Origin of the sequence: Enterococcus sp. DIV2467a (assembly GCF_050532945.1) — a bacterium.
Lineage (GTDB): Bacteria > Bacillota > Bacilli > Lactobacillales > Enterococcaceae > Enterococcus > Enterococcus faecalis.
Window position 1 is genome coordinate 1,211,276 of sequence record NZ_CP172896.1, and the last position, 17,253, is coordinate 1,228,528.

The window sequence follows — 17,253 nt, forward strand, 5'->3', positions numbered from 1 at the left end:
AAAACTAATCAAGTGATAAGTCAAAATGTTGATAGATTGAGATTAGTTCTTCCTTTTTTTAGGAAGGGCTTTTTTTATTGATAGAAGAAAGGGAAGAAATCTTGGTAGCACCTAAAAAAATTGTGAGAAATGCTTCTGTATTGTTTGGTTTCTGCCTCAGAAAGTTGTATACTTAGATTGGAATTATTCTATATTACATGCATTTTCACACTTTTTGGAAAAGTTCACTTGAATTTTCTTTTAGTTTCGTAGATAAAAGGAGTCATCGCTAATGGAAATGAACAATTCAGGTAAGCTTGTTTCTTTGTGTGGAGGCAAATCAGGGAGGAAATAATATGTTTGATATTGTAACATTGGCGAGAATCCAATTTGCGATGACAACAGTTTTCCACTTTTTCTTCGTACCGTTTTCAATAGGATTAGCACTTGTTGTAGCAATTATGGAAACAATGTACGTTGTGAAAAAAGAGGAACGTTATCGTAAAATGGCCAAGTTTTGGGGGAATATATTCCTATTAAGCTTCGCTGTTGGGGTTGTAACCGGGATTATTCAAGAATTTCAGTTTGGGATGAACTGGTCTGATTACTCTCGATTCGTCGGAGATATTTTTGGGGCACCGTTGGCGGTAGAAGCGCTCTTAGCTTTCTTCTTAGAGTCAACATTCTTAGGTTTGTGGATCTTTACTTGGGATAAAATGAATCCAAAAGTTCACGTAACGTTTATCTGGTTAGTCGTATTCGGTTCAATGATGTCTGCTTTCTGGATTCTAGTTGCCAATAGTTTTATGCAACATCCAGTAGGTTATGTCATCAATAATGGCCGTGCTGAAATGGTGGACTTTGTAGCTGTCATCAGCAATCCAAAAGTTTGGTATGAATTTTCACACGTTATCATGGGCGCCTTTACATTGGGCGGCATGGCAGTAGCTGGTATGGCTGCTTTCCAATTGTTGAAAAAACGGGATATTTCATTCCACAAAGCATCTATGCGCATTGGCTTATGGGTTACTTTGTTCGGTTCAATCGGCGTTTTATTAGCTGGCGACTTGCAAATGAAAGCTCTAATTGAAGGACAACCAATGAAATTTGCGGCGATGGAGGGGGCCTATGAAGACTCTGATGATCCTGCTGCTTGGACATTGATTGCTTGGGCAGATGAACGAGAACATAAACAAGTTTTTGGTATCGATATTCCGTATATGCTAAGTATTTTATCGTATAATAAATTATCAGGTTCGGTTGATGGGATGGATACAGTCAACAAGCGCTTGGTAGAAAAATATGGGGATGATAAAAATTATTATCCACCAGTTAACACTTTATTCTGGAGCTTCCGTATCATGGCTGGTTTTGGTGCCTTAATGTTATTGGTTGCTGCCTTAGGACTATTCTTTACAAGGAAGAAAAAACCATCGCTGTACGAGAAGAAATGGATGCTGTGGATTGTTGCTTTATGTACATTCGCACCATTCCTTGCCAATACAACAGGTTGGTTAGTCACTGAATTAGGTCGTTATCCGTGGACTGTCTATGGATTATTTACGATTGAACAAAGTGTTTCACCAAATGTATCGGTTGCTTCATTAATTACGTCAAATGTCATTTATTTCTTATTATTTGCTGGTTTAGGTAGTGTCATGGTTTACTTGGTTATTTTAGAATTACGTAAAGGACCAGACTATGAAGCGAAAAAATTAGCGAAAGAAAATGAACCAGCGTTGGATCCATTTGATAAGGGGGTATTTGGCGAATGAGTACACTACAATTATTATGGTTTGTCCTTATCGGCGTCTTGTTCTCAGGTTTCTTCTTCTTAGAAGGATTTGACTTTGGTGTTGGAATGGCCGTTCAAACGTTGGCACACAATGACGACGAAAAAGATCAAGTCGTTGCAACAATTGGACCTGTCTGGGACGGAAACGAAGTTTGGCTATTAACAGCGGGCGGCGCAATGTTTGCCTCTTTCCCATATTGGTATGCTTCATTATTTAGTGGCTACTATTTAATTCTATTTACGATTTTATTTGGCTTAATTATTCGCGGAGTTTCCTTTGAATTCCGCCACAACATGCCGGAAGGTAAACGTCGTCGGATGTGGAACTGGACGCTATCAATTGGTAGTTTCCTTGTACCGTTCTTCTTTGGTATTTTGTTTATCAGCTTAGTCCAAGGAATGCCTTTAGATGCAAACGGCAATATGCATGCGCAATTTACGGATTATTTTAATCTGTTTTCAATTGTTGGTGGAGTAGCCTTAACATTACTTTGCTACTTACACGGCATGAACTATATTGCTTTAAAAACAGAAGGCCCAATTCGCGAACGTGCTCGAAATTATGCAGAAATCTTATACGGCGTTTTATATGTCGGTTTAGTTGTTTTTGCAGTGTTGATGTACTTCAAAACGGACTTTTATGAAAAGAACTTTGCGGTCACTTTAATTTTAACGTTAGCAATTGTGGTCTTAACGGTCATTGCCAATGTTGGGGTGTTTAAACGCAAAGAGATGTTAGCTTTTCTAGCGAGTGGTTTAACATTAGTTGTACTAGTTGCTCTCTTGTTCAGTGGCTTGTTCCCACGTGTTATGATTGGTAGTGAAGGTTTTGATTTGTTGATTAAAGATGCAACAAGCACACCATATACACTAAAAATTATGACGTGGATTTCTTTAAGCATTTTACCATTCGTGTTAGCTTATACTGCTTGGTCCTATTATATTTTCAGAAAACGTATTTCACAGACAGCCGTACCAGAGGGGTATTAAATCTATGATTGATAAAGACATCTTACAGATGCCTAAAATCAAAAAAATTCTTGTCTTGCTTGCAGGTTTTTCTTTCCTGCAAGCAGTCTTTATAATTGGGCAAGCTTTTTTTCTTTCAAAAGCCATTGTCGGCCTTTGGAGTGGCGGGCATCTTAACCAACAACTACAGAGTATTTTACTCTTTTTTATTTTTTATCTTGGTCGACATGTTATTACGTATTTTCGTGAGAGAATGCTCGATACATTTAGTTATGAACGCTCGAAAGAATTACGCGAACAATTATTAACCAAAATTTTCCGTTTGGGGCCAAATGTTGTTCAAAAAAATGGAACTGGAAATATGGTTACCATGGCTTTAGAAGGCATTAGTCAAACCGAAAATTATTTACAATTGATTTTGACAAAAATGATGAATATGATGATTATTCCTTGGATTATTTTGGCCTTTGTTTTTACACAAGATATTCGTTCAGGCGTAACATTGTTGATTGTTTTTCCGATTATTATTATTTTTATGATTGTGTTAGGTTATGCAGCACAAAGTAAAGCGGACAAGCAATATGCGGCGTTTCAAATGCTTTCCAATCATTTTATTGATTCCTTGCGAGGAATTGACACACTGAAACTGTTTGGGTTGAGTAAAAAATATGCTGGGAGTATTTACCATACAAGTGAACGATTCAGAAAAGCGACCATGAGTACGTTGAAAATTGCTATTTTATCAACCTTTGCGTTAGACTTTTTTACGACATTATCGGTAGCTGTTGTGGCAGTTTTCCTTGGATTAAGTTTATTAAACGGCACGATTTTATTATTTCCTGCCTTGGTTACTTTAATTTTAGCACCTGAGTTCTTTTTACCGATTCGTGATTTTTCAAGTGATTATCACGCAACCTTAGATGGAAAAAACTCTTTTCAAGCGATCCAAGCGGTATTAGCATTGCCAGAAGCAGAACAGACCGATGTGCTCACGTTAGATGATTGGCATCAAGAAAGTCAGTTGTCAGTCACAGCGTTAAATTTTTCCTATGAAGATGCAACGCAAGAAGCAATTCAATCGTTGCAATTCTCTGTTGATGGTCGCAAAAAGATTGGAATTATCGGGGCGAGTGGTTCTGGTAAGTCAACGTTAATTAATTTATTAAGCGGCTTTTTATTACCAACAGAAGAAACGAGTCAATTGGCGATAAATGGCCAAACGATTCCACATTTTTTACAAAAAGACTGGCAAAAACAAATCCTTTATATTCCGCAAGCACCATATATTTTCCAAGATACTTTGGCAAACAATATTCGCTTTTATACACCTGAAGCAACAGATGAGGCGATTCAGCAAGCGATTCAGTTAGTTGGCTTAGACGAGCTGGTTAAAGACCTTCCCGAAGGAATTCATACCTTGATTGGGGAAAGTGGTCGAATGTTAAGTGGGGGACAAGCGCAACGAGTAGCGTTGGCCCGCGCCTTTGTTGATCAAAAACGCCACGTCTTGCTGTTTGATGAGCCGACAGCGCATTTGGATATTGAAACAGAAGTTGAAATGAAAGAGCGCATGTTGCCATTAATGAACAATCATCTTGTCTTCTTTGCGACACATCGTCTGCATTGGATGGAAGAAATGGATTACATTTTAGTGATGGAAAAAGGTCAATTAGTGGAACAAGGAACGCTAGCAGAGTTGATTGAAAAAGATGGCTACTATGTTCAATTAATGAAGCAAATGAGAGGAGGACGCCAATGATGGAAAAACAGCCGACAACGAAAGACGTTTGGAAAAACGATCAATGGGTTCGTCCTTTCTTAAAACGCTATAAAAAAACCTTGTATTTTGCCTTACTTTTAGGCTTCTTGACGTTCTTTAGCGCAGGGGCATTAATGTTTACGTCTGGTTACTTAATCAGTCGTGCGGCTTCCTTACCAGAGAATATTTTATTAATTTATATTCCCATTGTTTTAACAAGAGCATTCGGGATTGGCCGTCCTGTTTTTCGTTATGTGGAGCGTCTAACGAGTCATAACTGGGTGTTAAAAATGACCTCTGATCTGCGCTTGAAACTTTATAATGTGCTAGAAAAAGATGCGATTTTCTTTAAGACAAAATATCGCACTGGGGATATCTTAGGTTTGCTTTCGGAGGATATTAATCATATCCAAAACTTGTATTTACGAACGATTTTCCCAACCGTTATTGCTTGGATTTTGTATATCTTTTTAGTGATTGCATTAGGTTTCTTTTCTTGGTGGTTTGCTTTATGCATGTTACTGATGTTAGGAGTGGTTGTTTTTCTATTACCACTTGTTTCAGTTCTAGTGAATGGTGCGCGTCAAGAAAAACATAAATATGCCAAAAATGAGTTATATCAAACACTAACCGACAATATTTTAGGTGTGTCTGATTGGGTATTTAGTCAACGTGGCTCTGAATTCGTTGCTCGTTATGAAACAGATGAAGCGAATGTTCGTGCATTAGATGAAAAAATGAAGCAATTTAACCGTGGCCGAGACTTTGTTTTACAACTTCTGTTTGGCGTGATTGCGATTGCTGTCTTAGCTTGGACTAGTGTGCGGTTTCCAGGTAATCATGGGGGCGCAGCCAATTGGATTGGTGCCTTTGTTTTAACCGTTTTTCCGTTAATTGATGCTTTTGCTCCGCTACCTGCTGCAGCACAGGAAACAACGATTTATAAGGATTCCATTCGTCGTTTTAATGAGCTTCCTGAAGGGGAAGATGACTCAACAGAAGCGCCTGTTCAGCCAAATGGCACCAGTTTATCGATAGAACATTTGTCTTTTGCATATGAAAATCAAGCGAAAAAGGTATTAAATGACTTATCGTTAACAATTCCTGAAAAACAAAAATTAGCGATTTTAGGGCGCAGTGGCTCCGGAAAGAGTACGTTGGCTTCGCTCATTCGTGGTGATTTACGGCCTACTTCGGGAGAAATCCTTTTAGGAAACATCCCAACTGAGGCATTTGGTGAGACGATGACTGAATATATTGGGGTTATGCACCAAGCACCGTACCTATTTCGAACAACCATTTTAAATAATATTCGGATTGGTAGAGAAGAAGCAAGCGAAGCAGAAGTTTGGGCGGTTTTAGAAAAAGTCGGCTTAAAAGAAATGGTTGCCCAATTACCAGAAGGTTTACAAACAATGGTGGATGAAGCAGGTTTGCGTTTTTCTGGTGGCGAACGACATCGCTTGGCACTAGCGCGGATTCTTTTGCAAGATACACCGATTGTGTTATTAGACGAACCAACTACTGGTTTAGATCCAATTACAGAACAGCAATTGCTGGAAACCTTTTTTGAGGCATTAAAAGATAAAACCGTCATCTGGATTACCCACCATTTGCAAGGCGTAACTTTGATGGATCAAGTGATCTTTATTGAAGATGGCCAATTAGAGATGAGTGGTACGCCAGAAGAATTACTTGCAACCAATGCGCATTATCAAAAACTTTACCGAATTGATCGTGGCATTAGTTCTTTCGAGGAATAAAAAAACGACTGGTTGTTGATTAAAGCAAACAATCAGTCGTTTTTCTATTTCAATTAATGGCAATTCTTCCATAAAACGTTTAAAATGAACGATGTAATAAGAGCTCAGTTAAGGAAAGTAAGGTTTCTTTTGCTGTGCCATCAGGCAATTGTTGAATATCAGTGATTGCTTTGTTGGTTACTTTTTTAGCAAAAGCTTGTGCTTCTGTAACGCCATGATAGTCGTTGACTAGCGCCGCAACTTCAGCTGCCTCTTCTAAGGTAATGGCGCGTCCTTTATCCAAATAAGGGCTGAATACGTCAGGTGCTGCTTGATAAGCGAAGAGAAGGGGTAACGTATAAACACCTTGTGACAAGTCTTCTAAAGCGGGCTTTTTCAAGGTTTCCGTGTCGGCAGTATAATCTAAAATATCGTCATAGACTTGAAAAGCAATGCCAATATGACGGCCAATTCGTTTAGCTAAACGTTGGACTTCTTTTGAACTATGACCGAAATAGGCCCCTTCAAGACAGCTTAGTGAAAAAAGTTCGGCTGTTTTGCCGTTGACACTTCTTAAATAAGCAGGAATCGACATGCGGCGGTCAAATCGATGACTCATTTGATCGAGTTCACCAAGTAATAACCGTTTCATTCCTTGTGCATTGATTTTCATAAATTCAGAGCCATTCATGGCATCTGCAATCAAAGTAAAGAATTCAGTGAATAGTAAATCACCTGTGTAAACAGCCACGTCTTTACCATATTGTGATTGAATAGTCACAGCGCCTCGGCGCAATGGAGAATCGTCAATAATGTCATCGTGAATCAACGTAGCCATATGTAGGATTTCCAAAGATGCAGCTATTTTTAATAATTGTTGTTTCTCTTGTTTTTCTTCATCACCCAGTTGAGCAAAAAGAAAGAAAAAAGCGGGGCGTAATAATTTGCCGCCAGAACGAGCCAAAGTTACTAAGGCTTCTTCAATGTCTTCGTTGCGTGTATGCAACGTTTGTTCAATTAATTCACATGTTTCCGTTAAAGAACGTTCAACGTCAGGAAACGACTTCCAAAATGTGTTCATAAATATACTACGATCCTTTCAGTGGTTCAATACTATTTGATTGTATACGAATTGGCGACAGAAATACAGTAATTAAGTTTTAAAAGTAACAAAGTTTGTAAAAAAGTAGCGGAGGGATAGTTTGAATCGAGAAATATTTTTTGAATTAGTAGAATTAAAAGCAAAAACAGCTAGTGTTTTGCCATTTTTGTTAGGAATTTGTTTTAGTTGGTACCAATATGGGCGGCTCCATGTTGGTTATGTTTTAATTTTTTTCATTGCGATGTTTATTTTTAATATGGCGGTCGATATTTTAGATAATTATAATGATTACCATCATGCCACAGAAGTTCATGATTATAAGGAAAAAACGAATATTATCGGTCGAGAAAATTTATCTTTGCCATTAATACGCAAAATGATTTTTTGGATGATTCTCGTTTCTGCTTTAATGGGGATTGGGTTGTCATTTATTGTTGGCTGGCCGTTATTAATTATGGGTCTTTATTGTTACTTAATTGGTATTTTTTATTCATCAGGACCGAAACCTTTGTCCAGTCTACCATTAGGGGAAGTTTTCTCAGGATTTACAATGGGGTTCATGATTACCCTTATTTGTGTCTACATTAATACGTTTGAAGTTTTCAATTGGTCAGCAGCTAATTTATGGGGGATTTTCTTAGTCGCTTTACCTAACACTTGTTACATTGCTAACTTAATGTTAGCAAATAATATCTGTGACTTAGAGGAAGATGAAAATAACAAGAGATATACATTAGTTCATTACCTTGGCAAAGCAAGTTCTTTGAAATTATTCGTCGGATTAAATACAATAGCAATGTTAGCCATTTTGTTAGCTGTCGGTTTAGGATTGACGCCGCCAACAATGTTACTCATGCTTTTAACTTTACCTTTTGTACGGAAACAAACCCAAGCCTTATTGAAGGAACAAGTGAAGAGTAAAACATTTGTTTGTGCTGTGAAGATCTTAGCTGTGGGAGCAACTGCACAAGTGCTATTTTTTGCCATAGGTTTGTGGTGGCTGTAAATTTTTTATAGAGTGGAAGGGAATCAAAATGAATAAGAAACATGTTGTTATTTTAGGTGCTGGTTACGCAGGCTTAAAAACATTACGCGAATTACAAAAAGGCGCCAAAGACGTCGAAATTACTTTAGTGGATCGTAACAACTATCACTACGAAGCAACGGATTTGCATGAAGTTGCTGCTGGAACACAACCAGCTGAAAAAATCACATACAATATTATGGATGTTGTCGATGAAAAAATGACCACCTTTATCCAAGGAACAGTTAAAACAATTGATGCTGCAACACAAACAGTTGCTTTAGAAGATGGCCAAACAATCAATTATGATTACTTAGTTGTTTCTCTTGGGTTTGAATCAGAATCATTTGGTATCCCTGGTGTGCAAGAACATGCTCTACAAATGGTAGATGTGAAAACGGCTTTAAACGTGTATGAACATATCCAAGAACAAATGCGTCAATACAAAGCAACTCAAAACGAAGAATTCTTAAAAATTGTTGTCTGTGGAGCAGGCTTTACAGGGATTGAATTATTAGGTTCTCTTGTTGAAAACAAACCAAAATTTGCTGAAATCGCAGGTGTCTCAGCAGATCAAATCCAAATTTATTGTGTCGAAGCAGTTACTCGCCTATTGCCGATGTTTAACGAAAAACTTGCGAACTATGGTGTGCAATTATTAAAAGATTCAGCTATTCATTTATTATTAGGTAAACCGATTAAAGAAATCAAACCAGGCGCAGTTGTTTATCAAGATAACGAAGCAGGCGACTTGGCAGAACTTTCTGCCAAAACAATTATTTGGACAACGGGTGTTAGTGGAAGCCACGTTGTAGGCGATTCTGGCTTTGAAGCTCGTCGTGGTCGTGTCATGGTTCAACCAGATTTAACAGATGCGAACCATAGCAACGTCTATATTATTGGTGACTGCTCAGCAGTTATGGATACAGAAACCAATCGACCTTACCCAACAACAGCACAAATCGCCTTGAAGATGGGCGCTCATGCTGCTAAAAATATTCAAGCACAATTGAAAGGGGAAGCAACTAAACCTTTCAGCTTTAAATCACAAGGTTCTGTTTGTTCTGTCGGAAATACACGTGCTTTAGGAATTGTTGGTAAAACAGACATTAAAGGATACCCAGCTTCATTCATGAAAAAAATTATCATGAACAAAGCGCTCTTTGAAACAGGTGGTACCAAAGAAATGATGGCTAAAGGTCGTTTCGACTTATACCATTAAGAATCAGCAAAATAAGAAATAATGAGGTCGGGACAGAACCGTTTAGCTCCGAGAAATAAGAAGAAATTTCCGAAAATTGCTCTTTAATTTTTGGAGAATTTCGGCTTATTTCCGAAGGAGTTGGTTCTGTTCCCGCCGTTTATCAGTTTTTGAGCGTGGAGCAAAAATCCAAAGTGATTTTTGTCCCACGCTCATTTTTCTTAAATGAAAGTTTTAAAAAAATTTCCATGATTTTTCAAGTAAAATGAGGTGGGCGCTTTTGTTCGATTCCATTTTTATGTATAATGAGAAGTGATGGAAAGAGGGAAGTTAAATGGCACAAAAAAGAGCAACAAATAAGAAAAAAAGTACGACAAAGAAAAAGACCAAAAAACAACAGCAACAACAAGAACGTTTAAATTATATGTTTCTTGGCCTGATTTTTATTTTATTCGGTGTCTTTGGACTCTTTCGCTTAGGGTTTTTAGGCACGTTATTAGCGAATTGTTTACGCTTAGTTGTAGGTAATACCTTTCCATTTGCAGCGATTTTACTAATCCTGTATGGCTTATTAGTCATGATTTATGGAAAAGATTTTCCGTTAAAAAGAGGGCGCCCTATTTTTGGGGCTGTTCTGATTTATATTAGTGTTTTGTTATTTTTCCATGCCTTTATGTTTCGAAATGTTAGTGGCAGTCAACCAGATATTTTAGGTAACACTTGGGAGTTTTTGCAAAGTGATTTAAAAGCCAACCAAGTGACGCAAAACGTAGGGGGCGGTATGATTGGCGCGCTGCTTTATCAAGGAACGTACTTTTTGGTGGCACAATTTGGCAGCTATTTAATTGCTACATTGCTACTGTTAGCGGGTATTTTCTTGATGAGTATGTGGGATTTTCAGCAAATTGTTGATCATTTCCAAAGTATTCAAGATCGCCTAAGTCATGTTTCGGCAAAATCACAGGCGCGACAAGAAGAAAAAGAGGCGAAGCGAGCAGCGAAGAAAGAAGCCAAAGCTGCAGAACGCCAAGCAAAAATTGAAGCCGCTGCCCAACAAAAATTACAAGAGCGGGAACGCATGGAACAAGCGGCAGCCGAGCGCTTAACAAAAACACCTGTTGAAACCCACCAACCAATGGTGGAAGAACCGGCCGCACCAACGCCTGTTCAAATTGATTCGTTTCAACAGCAAAATCAGGCGATGCCTGTACCACCAATTGCAGCAACAAAACCGCAACGAGAGCAGGAAGAAGAGGCGGCAGATGAAGCTGGTGTTCTCGAATTTGAAATTTCTGAAGAAGCGGAAGATCGTGATTATCAACTACCACCAACTGATTTGTTAGATACAATTCAAGCAACGGATCAAAGTGGTGAATATGAAAAAATCGAAAAAAATATTGGCGTCTTAGAACAAACCTTCAAGAGTTTTGGTGTTGATGCTAAAGTAGTCAAAGCTAGTTTAGGACCATCTGTCACAAAATTTGAAGTTCAACCCGCTGTTGGGGTAAAAGTTAGCAAAATTGTTAACTTGACGGATGACATTGCTTTAGCGCTTGCGGCCAAAGACGTTCGTATGGAGGCTCCGATTCCTGGGAAATCACTAATCGGGATTGAAGTTCCTAATAGTGCAATTAGTACAGTATCCTTTAGAGATATTGTTGAGGCACAACCAAGTCATCCAGATAAACTATTAGAAGTACCTTTAGGTCGAGATATTTCAGGGATGGTTCAAACTGCGGATCTATCAAAAATGCCGCATTTATTAATTGCGGGATCGACAGGGAGTGGGAAATCGGTTGCTATCAATGGCATCATCACAGGTATTTTGATGCAAGCGAAACCTCATGAAGTAAAATTAATGATGATTGACCCGAAAATGGTAGAATTGAATGTGTATAACGGGATTCCTCATTTATTAACGCCAGTGGTTACTAATCCGAGAAAAGCGGCACAAGCCCTGCAAAAAGTAGTTCAAGAAATGGAATTTCGTTATGAAAAATTTGCAGCAGCAGGCGTCCGAAATATTACTGGTTACAATCAACTAATTCAACAGAAAAATGCGGAAGATGGCGAAAATCGTCCGATTCTGCCATTTATTGTTGTCATTGTGGATGAGTTAGCTGATTTAATGATGGTGGCAAGTAATGAAGTAGAAGATGCGATTATCCGCTTAGCCCAAATGGCACGGGCAGCGGGCATTCATATGATTTTAGCGACACAACGGCCAAGTGTGGATGTTATTACAGGAATCATCAAAGCAAATGTCCCTTCTCGAATGGCTTTTGCGGTCTCAAGTGGGACAGACTCGCGTACCATTATTGATACCAACGGGGCGGAGAAACTATTAGGTCGAGGCGATATGCTCTTCTTACCAATGGGAGAAAATAAACCAATTCGTATCCAAGGGGCCTTTATCTCTGATCAAGAAGTCGAACGAGTGGTTGCGTTTGTAACGGACCAACAAGAAGCTGAATATCAAGAAAGTATGATGCCAACAGATGAACCGACCACTTCAGGCGGTGGCGAAGCTCCTCAAGATGAGTTGTTTGAAGAAGCGAAAAACTTGGTGGTTGAAATGCAAACAGCTAGTATTTCATTGCTACAAAGACGTTTTAGAATTGGCTATAATCGTGCGGCTCGCTTAGTAGATGAATTGGAAGCACACGGAGTTATTGGACCATCAGAAGGTAGCAAACCAAGAAAAGTCTTTCTACAAGCGGAATCAGAAGAGGCAGCAACCGAGACGTCAGAACAATAAACAAAAAGAACAAAAATAGATAAATTTATCTATTTTTGTTCTTTTTTTATAATTTCAGCAAAGCATCATGTTATAATCATCATTTTCTGGTAAAATAGAAAGGAATAGTGCGGTTGGGAGGGAGCGTATCATGAGAAGAAAGAGCGTGCTTTATTTAGAAGTAGCAGATCAGATTAAAGAAGATATTTTGAGTGGCAAGTATCCAGTAGGAACGTTTTTACCAACAGAAACAGAATTGGAAGAGATGTTTAACGTTAGTAAAATTACGATTCGGCGGGCAATCGAAATGTTAGCAACGGAAGAATTTGTTGAGAAAAAAAGTGGCCGAGGCACAACTGTGTTAAGCAATCGTCCCTATAATAAACTATCAAAAGCAGGGACATTCACTGAATTTTTGAATGAATCAGGTCAGAAAGTAACTAAAAAAGTTTTACAAGTTGAAAACTTGACGTTGTCAAAAGAGATGCCGGCTTATCAATTTTTAGGAGAAGAAGTGGTTCACCTTTCACGGTTATATCTAATCGATGAACAACCCTATATTTATTTTAATTACTATTTGCCAGCTGCCATGAAAGACGTATCATTGACTGAATACAAAGAAGAATCCTTGTATCGTTTGATGGATCGACATGCCATTGAAATTTATAAATTTGAAGACCGTTTTGAAGTTGCAACTTTGACAGAAGCAGAGCAAAAGATGTTGCAAACAACTGAAACAACGGGCTTAAAAAGAATTCGGCGTTCGTTAAGCCCAACAGGTCGTTGCGTAGAATATTCAGAAGCTATTTATAATACGAAGATTCATCCTTATGTGATTGAATATGAAGCATAACTTTTAAAAGAATAACAGTGCACTTACAGTAATGTAAGTTCATTGTTATTCTTTTCTATTGTCGTTTTTTTTCGTTTTCGATACACTAAATGAGTGAGAAGAATAGGAGTGGAAAATATGTTAGAAGTACAAAATTTGAAAAAAGTTTACGGAAACGAAATTAAATATGAAGCTTTAAAAGGGATTAATTTAACTGTCCAAGATGGTGAATTTATTGGTATTATGGGACCTTCTGGAAGTGGGAAAAGTACACTTTTAAATTTATTGGCAACAATCGATAGTCCAACAGACGGTGAAATACTTTTAAATGGAAAAAATCCAAACAATTTGAATCAAGAACAAATTGCTAAATTCCGTCGTACAGAATTAGGATTTGTTTTTCAAAGCTTTAATTTAATGCCAACATTAACTGTTGAAGAAAATATTATTTTGCCATTGACGCTTGATGGAGAAAAAGTCTCTGTAATGAAACGACAATTAGCAGAATTAAGTGAGCGTTTAGGTATCAATCATCTGTTGAAAAAACGAATTGCAGAAATTTCTGGTGGACAAGCACAACGGGTCGCCGTTGCTCGGGCAATGATTCATCATCCACAATTATTATTGGCTGATGAACCAACAGGAAACTTAGATACGAAATCATCTAAGGATGTGATGGGCTTGTTACAACAATTAAACGAAGAAGAAGCGGCGACTATTTTAATGGTAACCCATGATCCGCTAGCCGCAAGTTATTGCAAGCGCATCGTCTTTATTAAAGATGGTGAATTAATTGATGAAATTGTCCAAAATGGCAATCAAAAAGAGTTCTACGATTTAATCATGGTGAAACTGGCTGAGATTGAAGGTGTCGATAATGAATTTTAATCAGTTTGTTATAAGAAACACGATTCGAAATAAGCATTTATACTTGGCTTATTTCCTAAGTACAATGTTTTCTGTGATGATCTTTTTTACGTTCACTGGTTTTGTCTTTCACCCAGCCTTAGCTAATGGTTTAAATCCTAAAGCACAAATGGGAATGACGGCTGCGGCTATTATAATCTATGGTTTCTCTTTCTTATTCGTTTTATACTCGATGGATGTCTTTATCCAATCTCGGAAAAAAGAGTTTGGAACCTTGATGATTCAAGGGATGAGTCCAAAACAGTTAAAGAAAATGATTTTTATTGAAAACTTAGTGATTGGTTTCTTTGCTACAATTTTTGGTAGCATTTTAGGTGTTGGATTTTCACAGTTTATTTTATGGATTAGCAATTTATTGATGCATCTAGGTTTAGGTTTTTATTTGCCAGTGATGCCGTTTATCATTACTGTCATTTCATTTGCGGTCTTGTTCTTAGTAATTTCTTTCTTTATTCAATTCCGCTTACCAAAAGCGACACTTCAAGAGCTATTAAAAGCAGGGGAAATGGGTAAAGGTGAAATCAAAAGCTCTAAAGTTAAATCTTTCTTAGCCGTGTTGCTTTTAGTTGTCGGTTACGGAATTGCTTTAGTTGCTAAGGGACAGTTAGTTTTAATGGTGATGTTCCCAGTAATTTTCTTAGTTATTTTAGGGACAAAATTCTTATTTGACCAATTGAGTGTTTCTGTCATTGAACGTTTAAAACGGAAACCAAAAATCTTTTGGAAAAAAACCAATATGGTCGTTTTATCAGATTTAGCATTCCGCATGAAAGATAATGCACGTTCGTTCTTCTTGGTTTCGGTGATATCAACGGTTGCTTTTGCTGCCATTGGAACGTTATACGGCGTGAATGAGATGATTTTTAAAGGAATAAGTTCTGTACCGTACGAACTGACATTGTCTGATTCGACCAACCCAGAAAATCAAGAAATGAAACAATTTGCGACAAAAACATTCCAAGAAAAAAATATTCAGTTTGATCAGATTGATTACACAATGTACAAAACAAGTGCCGGTATCCAATTAATCAAAACATCTGAATATAATAAACTCGCAAAATTTATAGATGAACCAACTTTAACAGGTGAGAAAGTAGTTAATTTATCACAAAAAGATGCTCCTTCTGCTGCATCAGTAGATGTCAAATCTGTTCAATTGGCAAATGATCAAGTTTTAAACATTGATAAAACAGAAGAAACCAATGTATTACCGACTTTTGGCGGTGTGGTTGTTATCCCAGATAGTACCTCAACAGATGGAATCAAAGAGGAAACAGAAACAATTTGGCAACCAAAAGAAGGCACAGATAAAGAAACCTTAATTGATGCTGAAAATATTATTGGTGAAAAATACCCAATGTTACTAGGAACCGCGGCTACAGTTGCAGGCATTACGCAATTTTATACGCCAGTTCTTTTTGTCGGACTATTTATCGGTATCGTGTTCTTTGTTTCGGCGGGTAGTTTCTTATACTTCCGTTTATATAGTGATATGAATACGGACGTTGAAAAATTCAAGATGATTTACAAACTTGGCTTGACGAAAAAAGAATTGAAGAAAATGATTTACCAACAAGTAGGTATTTTATTCTTTACACCGATTGTTGTTTCATTTATTCATGGAGCTGTTGCTTTGAAAGCAATGTATGCCGTGTTAGATCAGCCAATGCAATTAGCTGGCTGGCAAGTTTTAGGCGTTTTCTTATTGATTCAGGTCGTTTACTATTTAATTGCTAGAACGTTCTACTTCAAAAAAGTTTATCACTTAGTGAAAGATTAATTATAAAAAATCGTTAAGCATGCACGCTTAACGATTTTTTTTGATGTTCTTCGTGATATTGCATTCAAAGTGAGAATAAGTTATAGTTATGAAGCGAATGTAATAGCAGAAATGAGGAAAAGAAATGCAGAAAGAATCCATTTATGGACTGACGAGAGAACAGCTTGTGGACTGGTTTTTAGCCCATGGCGAGAAGAAATTTCGCGCAACACAAGTGTGGGAATGGTTGTATACAAAACGTGTTGCTTCATTTAGTGAAATGTCGAACATTTCTAAATCGTTGATGACTTTATTAGAAGAAAATTTTTCATTAAATCCATTAAAACAAGTCATTGTGCAAGAAGCGCAAGATGGTACCGTGAAATATTTATTTGAATTACCAGATAAAAATATGATTGAAACAGTCTTGATGCGTCAAGAATATGGATTATCTGTTTGTGTGACCACTCAAGTTGGCTGCAATATTGGGTGTACATTTTGTGCTAGTGGGCTATTAAAAAAACAAAGAGATTTAACTGCTGGCGAGATTGTTGCCCAAATTATGTGGGTGCAACATTATTTCGATGAACGTGGGTTGGATGAACGTGTTAGCCATGTCGTTGTGATGGGAATTGGTGAACCATTTGATAATTACGCCAATGTCATGAACTTTTTAAGAACGATTAATGATGATAAAGGCTTGGCTATTGGTGCCCGCCATATTACAGTTTCAACAAGTGGCTTAGTGCCAAAAATTCGTGAATTTGCAGACAGTGGACTACAAGTAAACTTAGCAATCTCATTACATGCTCCTAACAACGAAGTCCGTACATCAATTATGCGGATTAATCGTAGTTTTCCAATTGAAAAATTAATGGCAGCAATTGATGAATACATTGAAAAAACCAACCGACGTGTTACATTTGAATATATTATGTTGAGTCAAGTGAACGACCGACCAGAACATGCTCAACAATTAGCAGATTTATTACGGAATAAGAAAAAACTTTCTTATGTTAATCTGATTCCGTATAACCCAGTGAGTGAACACGATCAATATAGCCGAAGCTCTAAAGAAGCGGTATTAAAATTTTATGATGTACTCAAAAAGAATGGCATCAATTGTGTTATTCGTAAAGAACACGGAACAGATATTGATGCGGCTTGCGGACAATTACGCAGTAAACAAATGAAAAAAGAAAAAGTCAAAAACCAATAACGTAGTTAAAATCGGATCAGAAAGGTTTCTTTTTGATTCGATTTTTCGTTTATTTAATAAAAAATCGTCGGTTTTTTAATTCTTGTTTATAAACAAAAGATGAATGCTCTAAAACTTTTATGACAAATTTTCTTTTTGTGGTTTTCAAACTTGAAATTCTAAAAGAAATAGCTATACTGAAAAGAGATCATCACAGAATTTTTCATGA

Annotated in this window: 12 protein-coding genes; 11 read left to right on the forward strand and 1 reads right to left on the reverse strand. The window is 37.4% G+C overall.

The window, feature by feature from the left end; all coding sequences use genetic code 11:
* Positions 1–335 precede the first annotated feature (335 nt).
* The 4 genes from IGL80_RS05640 to cydC are packed head-to-tail and all read left to right on the forward strand — an operon-like array spanning position 336 to position 6,265.
* Positions 336–1,754: a cytochrome ubiquinol oxidase subunit I gene (locus IGL80_RS05640; RefSeq protein WP_002356974.1), complete on the forward strand. Its 1,419-nt coding sequence runs from the start codon at positions 336–338 to the stop codon at positions 1,752–1,754.
* Entirely contained in the window at positions 1,751–2,764 is a 1,014-nt protein-coding gene (gene cydB, locus IGL80_RS05645; RefSeq protein WP_002356976.1) for a cytochrome d ubiquinol oxidase subunit II, read from the forward strand. Before IGL80_RS05640 ends, cydB begins: the two co-directional genes overlap by 4 nt.
* Positions 2,765–2,768: 4 nt before the next feature.
* Positions 2,769–4,502, forward strand: a complete 1,734-nt coding sequence (gene cydD / locus IGL80_RS05650; protein WP_002364369.1) for a thiol reductant ABC exporter subunit CydD — start codon at positions 2,769–2,771, stop codon at positions 4,500–4,502.
* Positions 4,499–6,265 (forward strand): thiol reductant ABC exporter subunit CydC, encoded by a 1,767-nt coding sequence (gene cydC, locus IGL80_RS05655; RefSeq protein ID WP_002379581.1) that lies wholly within the window; start codon positions 4,499–4,501, stop codon positions 6,263–6,265. The genes cydD and cydC overlap by 4 nt, the downstream gene beginning before the upstream one ends.
* 79 nt (positions 6,266–6,344) lie before the next feature.
* Here cydC and IGL80_RS05660 read toward each other — a convergent pair whose 3' ends face one another.
* Positions 6,345–7,325, reverse strand: coding sequence for a polyprenyl synthetase family protein (locus IGL80_RS05660; protein ID WP_002360015.1), 981 nt, complete (start codon positions 7,323–7,325; stop codon positions 6,345–6,347).
* A gap of 121 nt (positions 7,326–7,446) precedes the next feature.
* Here IGL80_RS05660 and IGL80_RS05665 point away from each other — a divergent pair, with 121 nt between their 5' ends.
* From IGL80_RS05665 to rlmN, 7 genes are all read left to right on the forward strand, one after another.
* Positions 7,447–8,352, forward strand: coding sequence for a prenyltransferase (locus IGL80_RS05665; protein WP_002360016.1), 906 nt, complete (start codon positions 7,447–7,449; stop codon positions 8,350–8,352).
* Positions 8,353–8,380: 28 nt separating this feature from the next.
* Positions 8,381–9,592 (forward strand): NAD(P)/FAD-dependent oxidoreductase, encoded by a 1,212-nt coding sequence (locus tag IGL80_RS05670; protein ID WP_002360017.1) that lies wholly within the window; start codon positions 8,381–8,383, stop codon positions 9,590–9,592.
* A 313-nt stretch (positions 9,593–9,905) separates the two neighbouring features.
* Positions 9,906–12,329, forward strand: a complete 2,424-nt coding sequence (locus IGL80_RS05675; RefSeq protein ID WP_002404261.1) for a DNA translocase FtsK — start codon at positions 9,906–9,908, stop codon at positions 12,327–12,329.
* Positions 12,330–12,459: 130 nt separating this feature from the next.
* Positions 12,460–13,161, forward strand: coding sequence for a GntR family transcriptional regulator (locus tag IGL80_RS05680; RefSeq protein WP_002356983.1), 702 nt, complete (start codon positions 12,460–12,462; stop codon positions 13,159–13,161).
* 117 nt (positions 13,162–13,278) lie between these two features.
* A complete protein-coding gene (locus tag IGL80_RS05685) occupies positions 13,279–14,028 on the forward strand; it encodes an ABC transporter ATP-binding protein (RefSeq protein ID WP_002381711.1) in 750 nt (249 codons plus the stop codon).
* The gene (locus IGL80_RS05690; RefSeq protein WP_002404260.1) at positions 14,018–15,847 is read left to right on the forward strand and encodes an ABC transporter permease; all 1,830 of its coding nucleotides are present in this window, start codon (positions 14,018–14,020) and stop codon (positions 15,845–15,847) included. Before IGL80_RS05685 ends, IGL80_RS05690 begins: the two co-directional genes overlap by 11 nt.
* 124 nt (positions 15,848–15,971) lie before the next feature.
* Positions 15,972–17,045: a 23S rRNA (adenine(2503)-C(2))-methyltransferase RlmN gene (gene rlmN, locus IGL80_RS05695; RefSeq protein ID WP_002356987.1), complete on the forward strand. Its 1,074-nt coding sequence runs from the start codon at positions 15,972–15,974 to the stop codon at positions 17,043–17,045.
* Positions 17,046–17,253: the final 208 nt, after the last annotated feature.

Bases quoted from the DNA above. Each gene is read 5' to 3' on its own strand.
- IGL80_RS05640 (WP_002356974.1), top strand. From the start codon at position 336: ATGTTTGATATTGTAACATTGGCGAGAATCCAATTTGCGATGACAACA.
- cydB (WP_002356976.1), top strand. From the start codon at position 1,751: ATGAGTACACTACAATTATTATGGTTTGTCCTTATCGGCGTCTTGTTC.
- cydD (WP_002364369.1), top strand. From the start codon at position 2,769: ATGATTGATAAAGACATCTTACAGATGCCTAAAATCAAAAAAATTCTT.
- cydC (WP_002379581.1), top strand. From the start codon at position 4,499: ATGATGGAAAAACAGCCGACAACGAAAGACGTTTGGAAAAACGATCAA.
- IGL80_RS05660 (WP_002360015.1), bottom strand. From the start codon at position 7,325: ATGAACACATTTTGGAAGTCGTTTCCTGACGTTGAACGTTCTTTAACG.
- IGL80_RS05670 (WP_002360017.1), top strand. From the start codon at position 8,381: ATGAATAAGAAACATGTTGTTATTTTAGGTGCTGGTTACGCAGGCTTA.
- IGL80_RS05675 (WP_002404261.1), top strand. From the start codon at position 9,906: ATGGCACAAAAAAGAGCAACAAATAAGAAAAAAAGTACGACAAAGAAA.
- IGL80_RS05680 (WP_002356983.1), top strand. From the start codon at position 12,460: ATGAGAAGAAAGAGCGTGCTTTATTTAGAAGTAGCAGATCAGATTAAA.
- IGL80_RS05685 (WP_002381711.1), top strand. From the start codon at position 13,279: ATGTTAGAAGTACAAAATTTGAAAAAAGTTTACGGAAACGAAATTAAA.
- IGL80_RS05690 (WP_002404260.1), top strand. From the start codon at position 14,018: ATGAATTTTAATCAGTTTGTTATAAGAAACACGATTCGAAATAAGCAT.
- rlmN (WP_002356987.1), top strand. From the start codon at position 15,972: ATGCAGAAAGAATCCATTTATGGACTGACGAGAGAACAGCTTGTGGAC.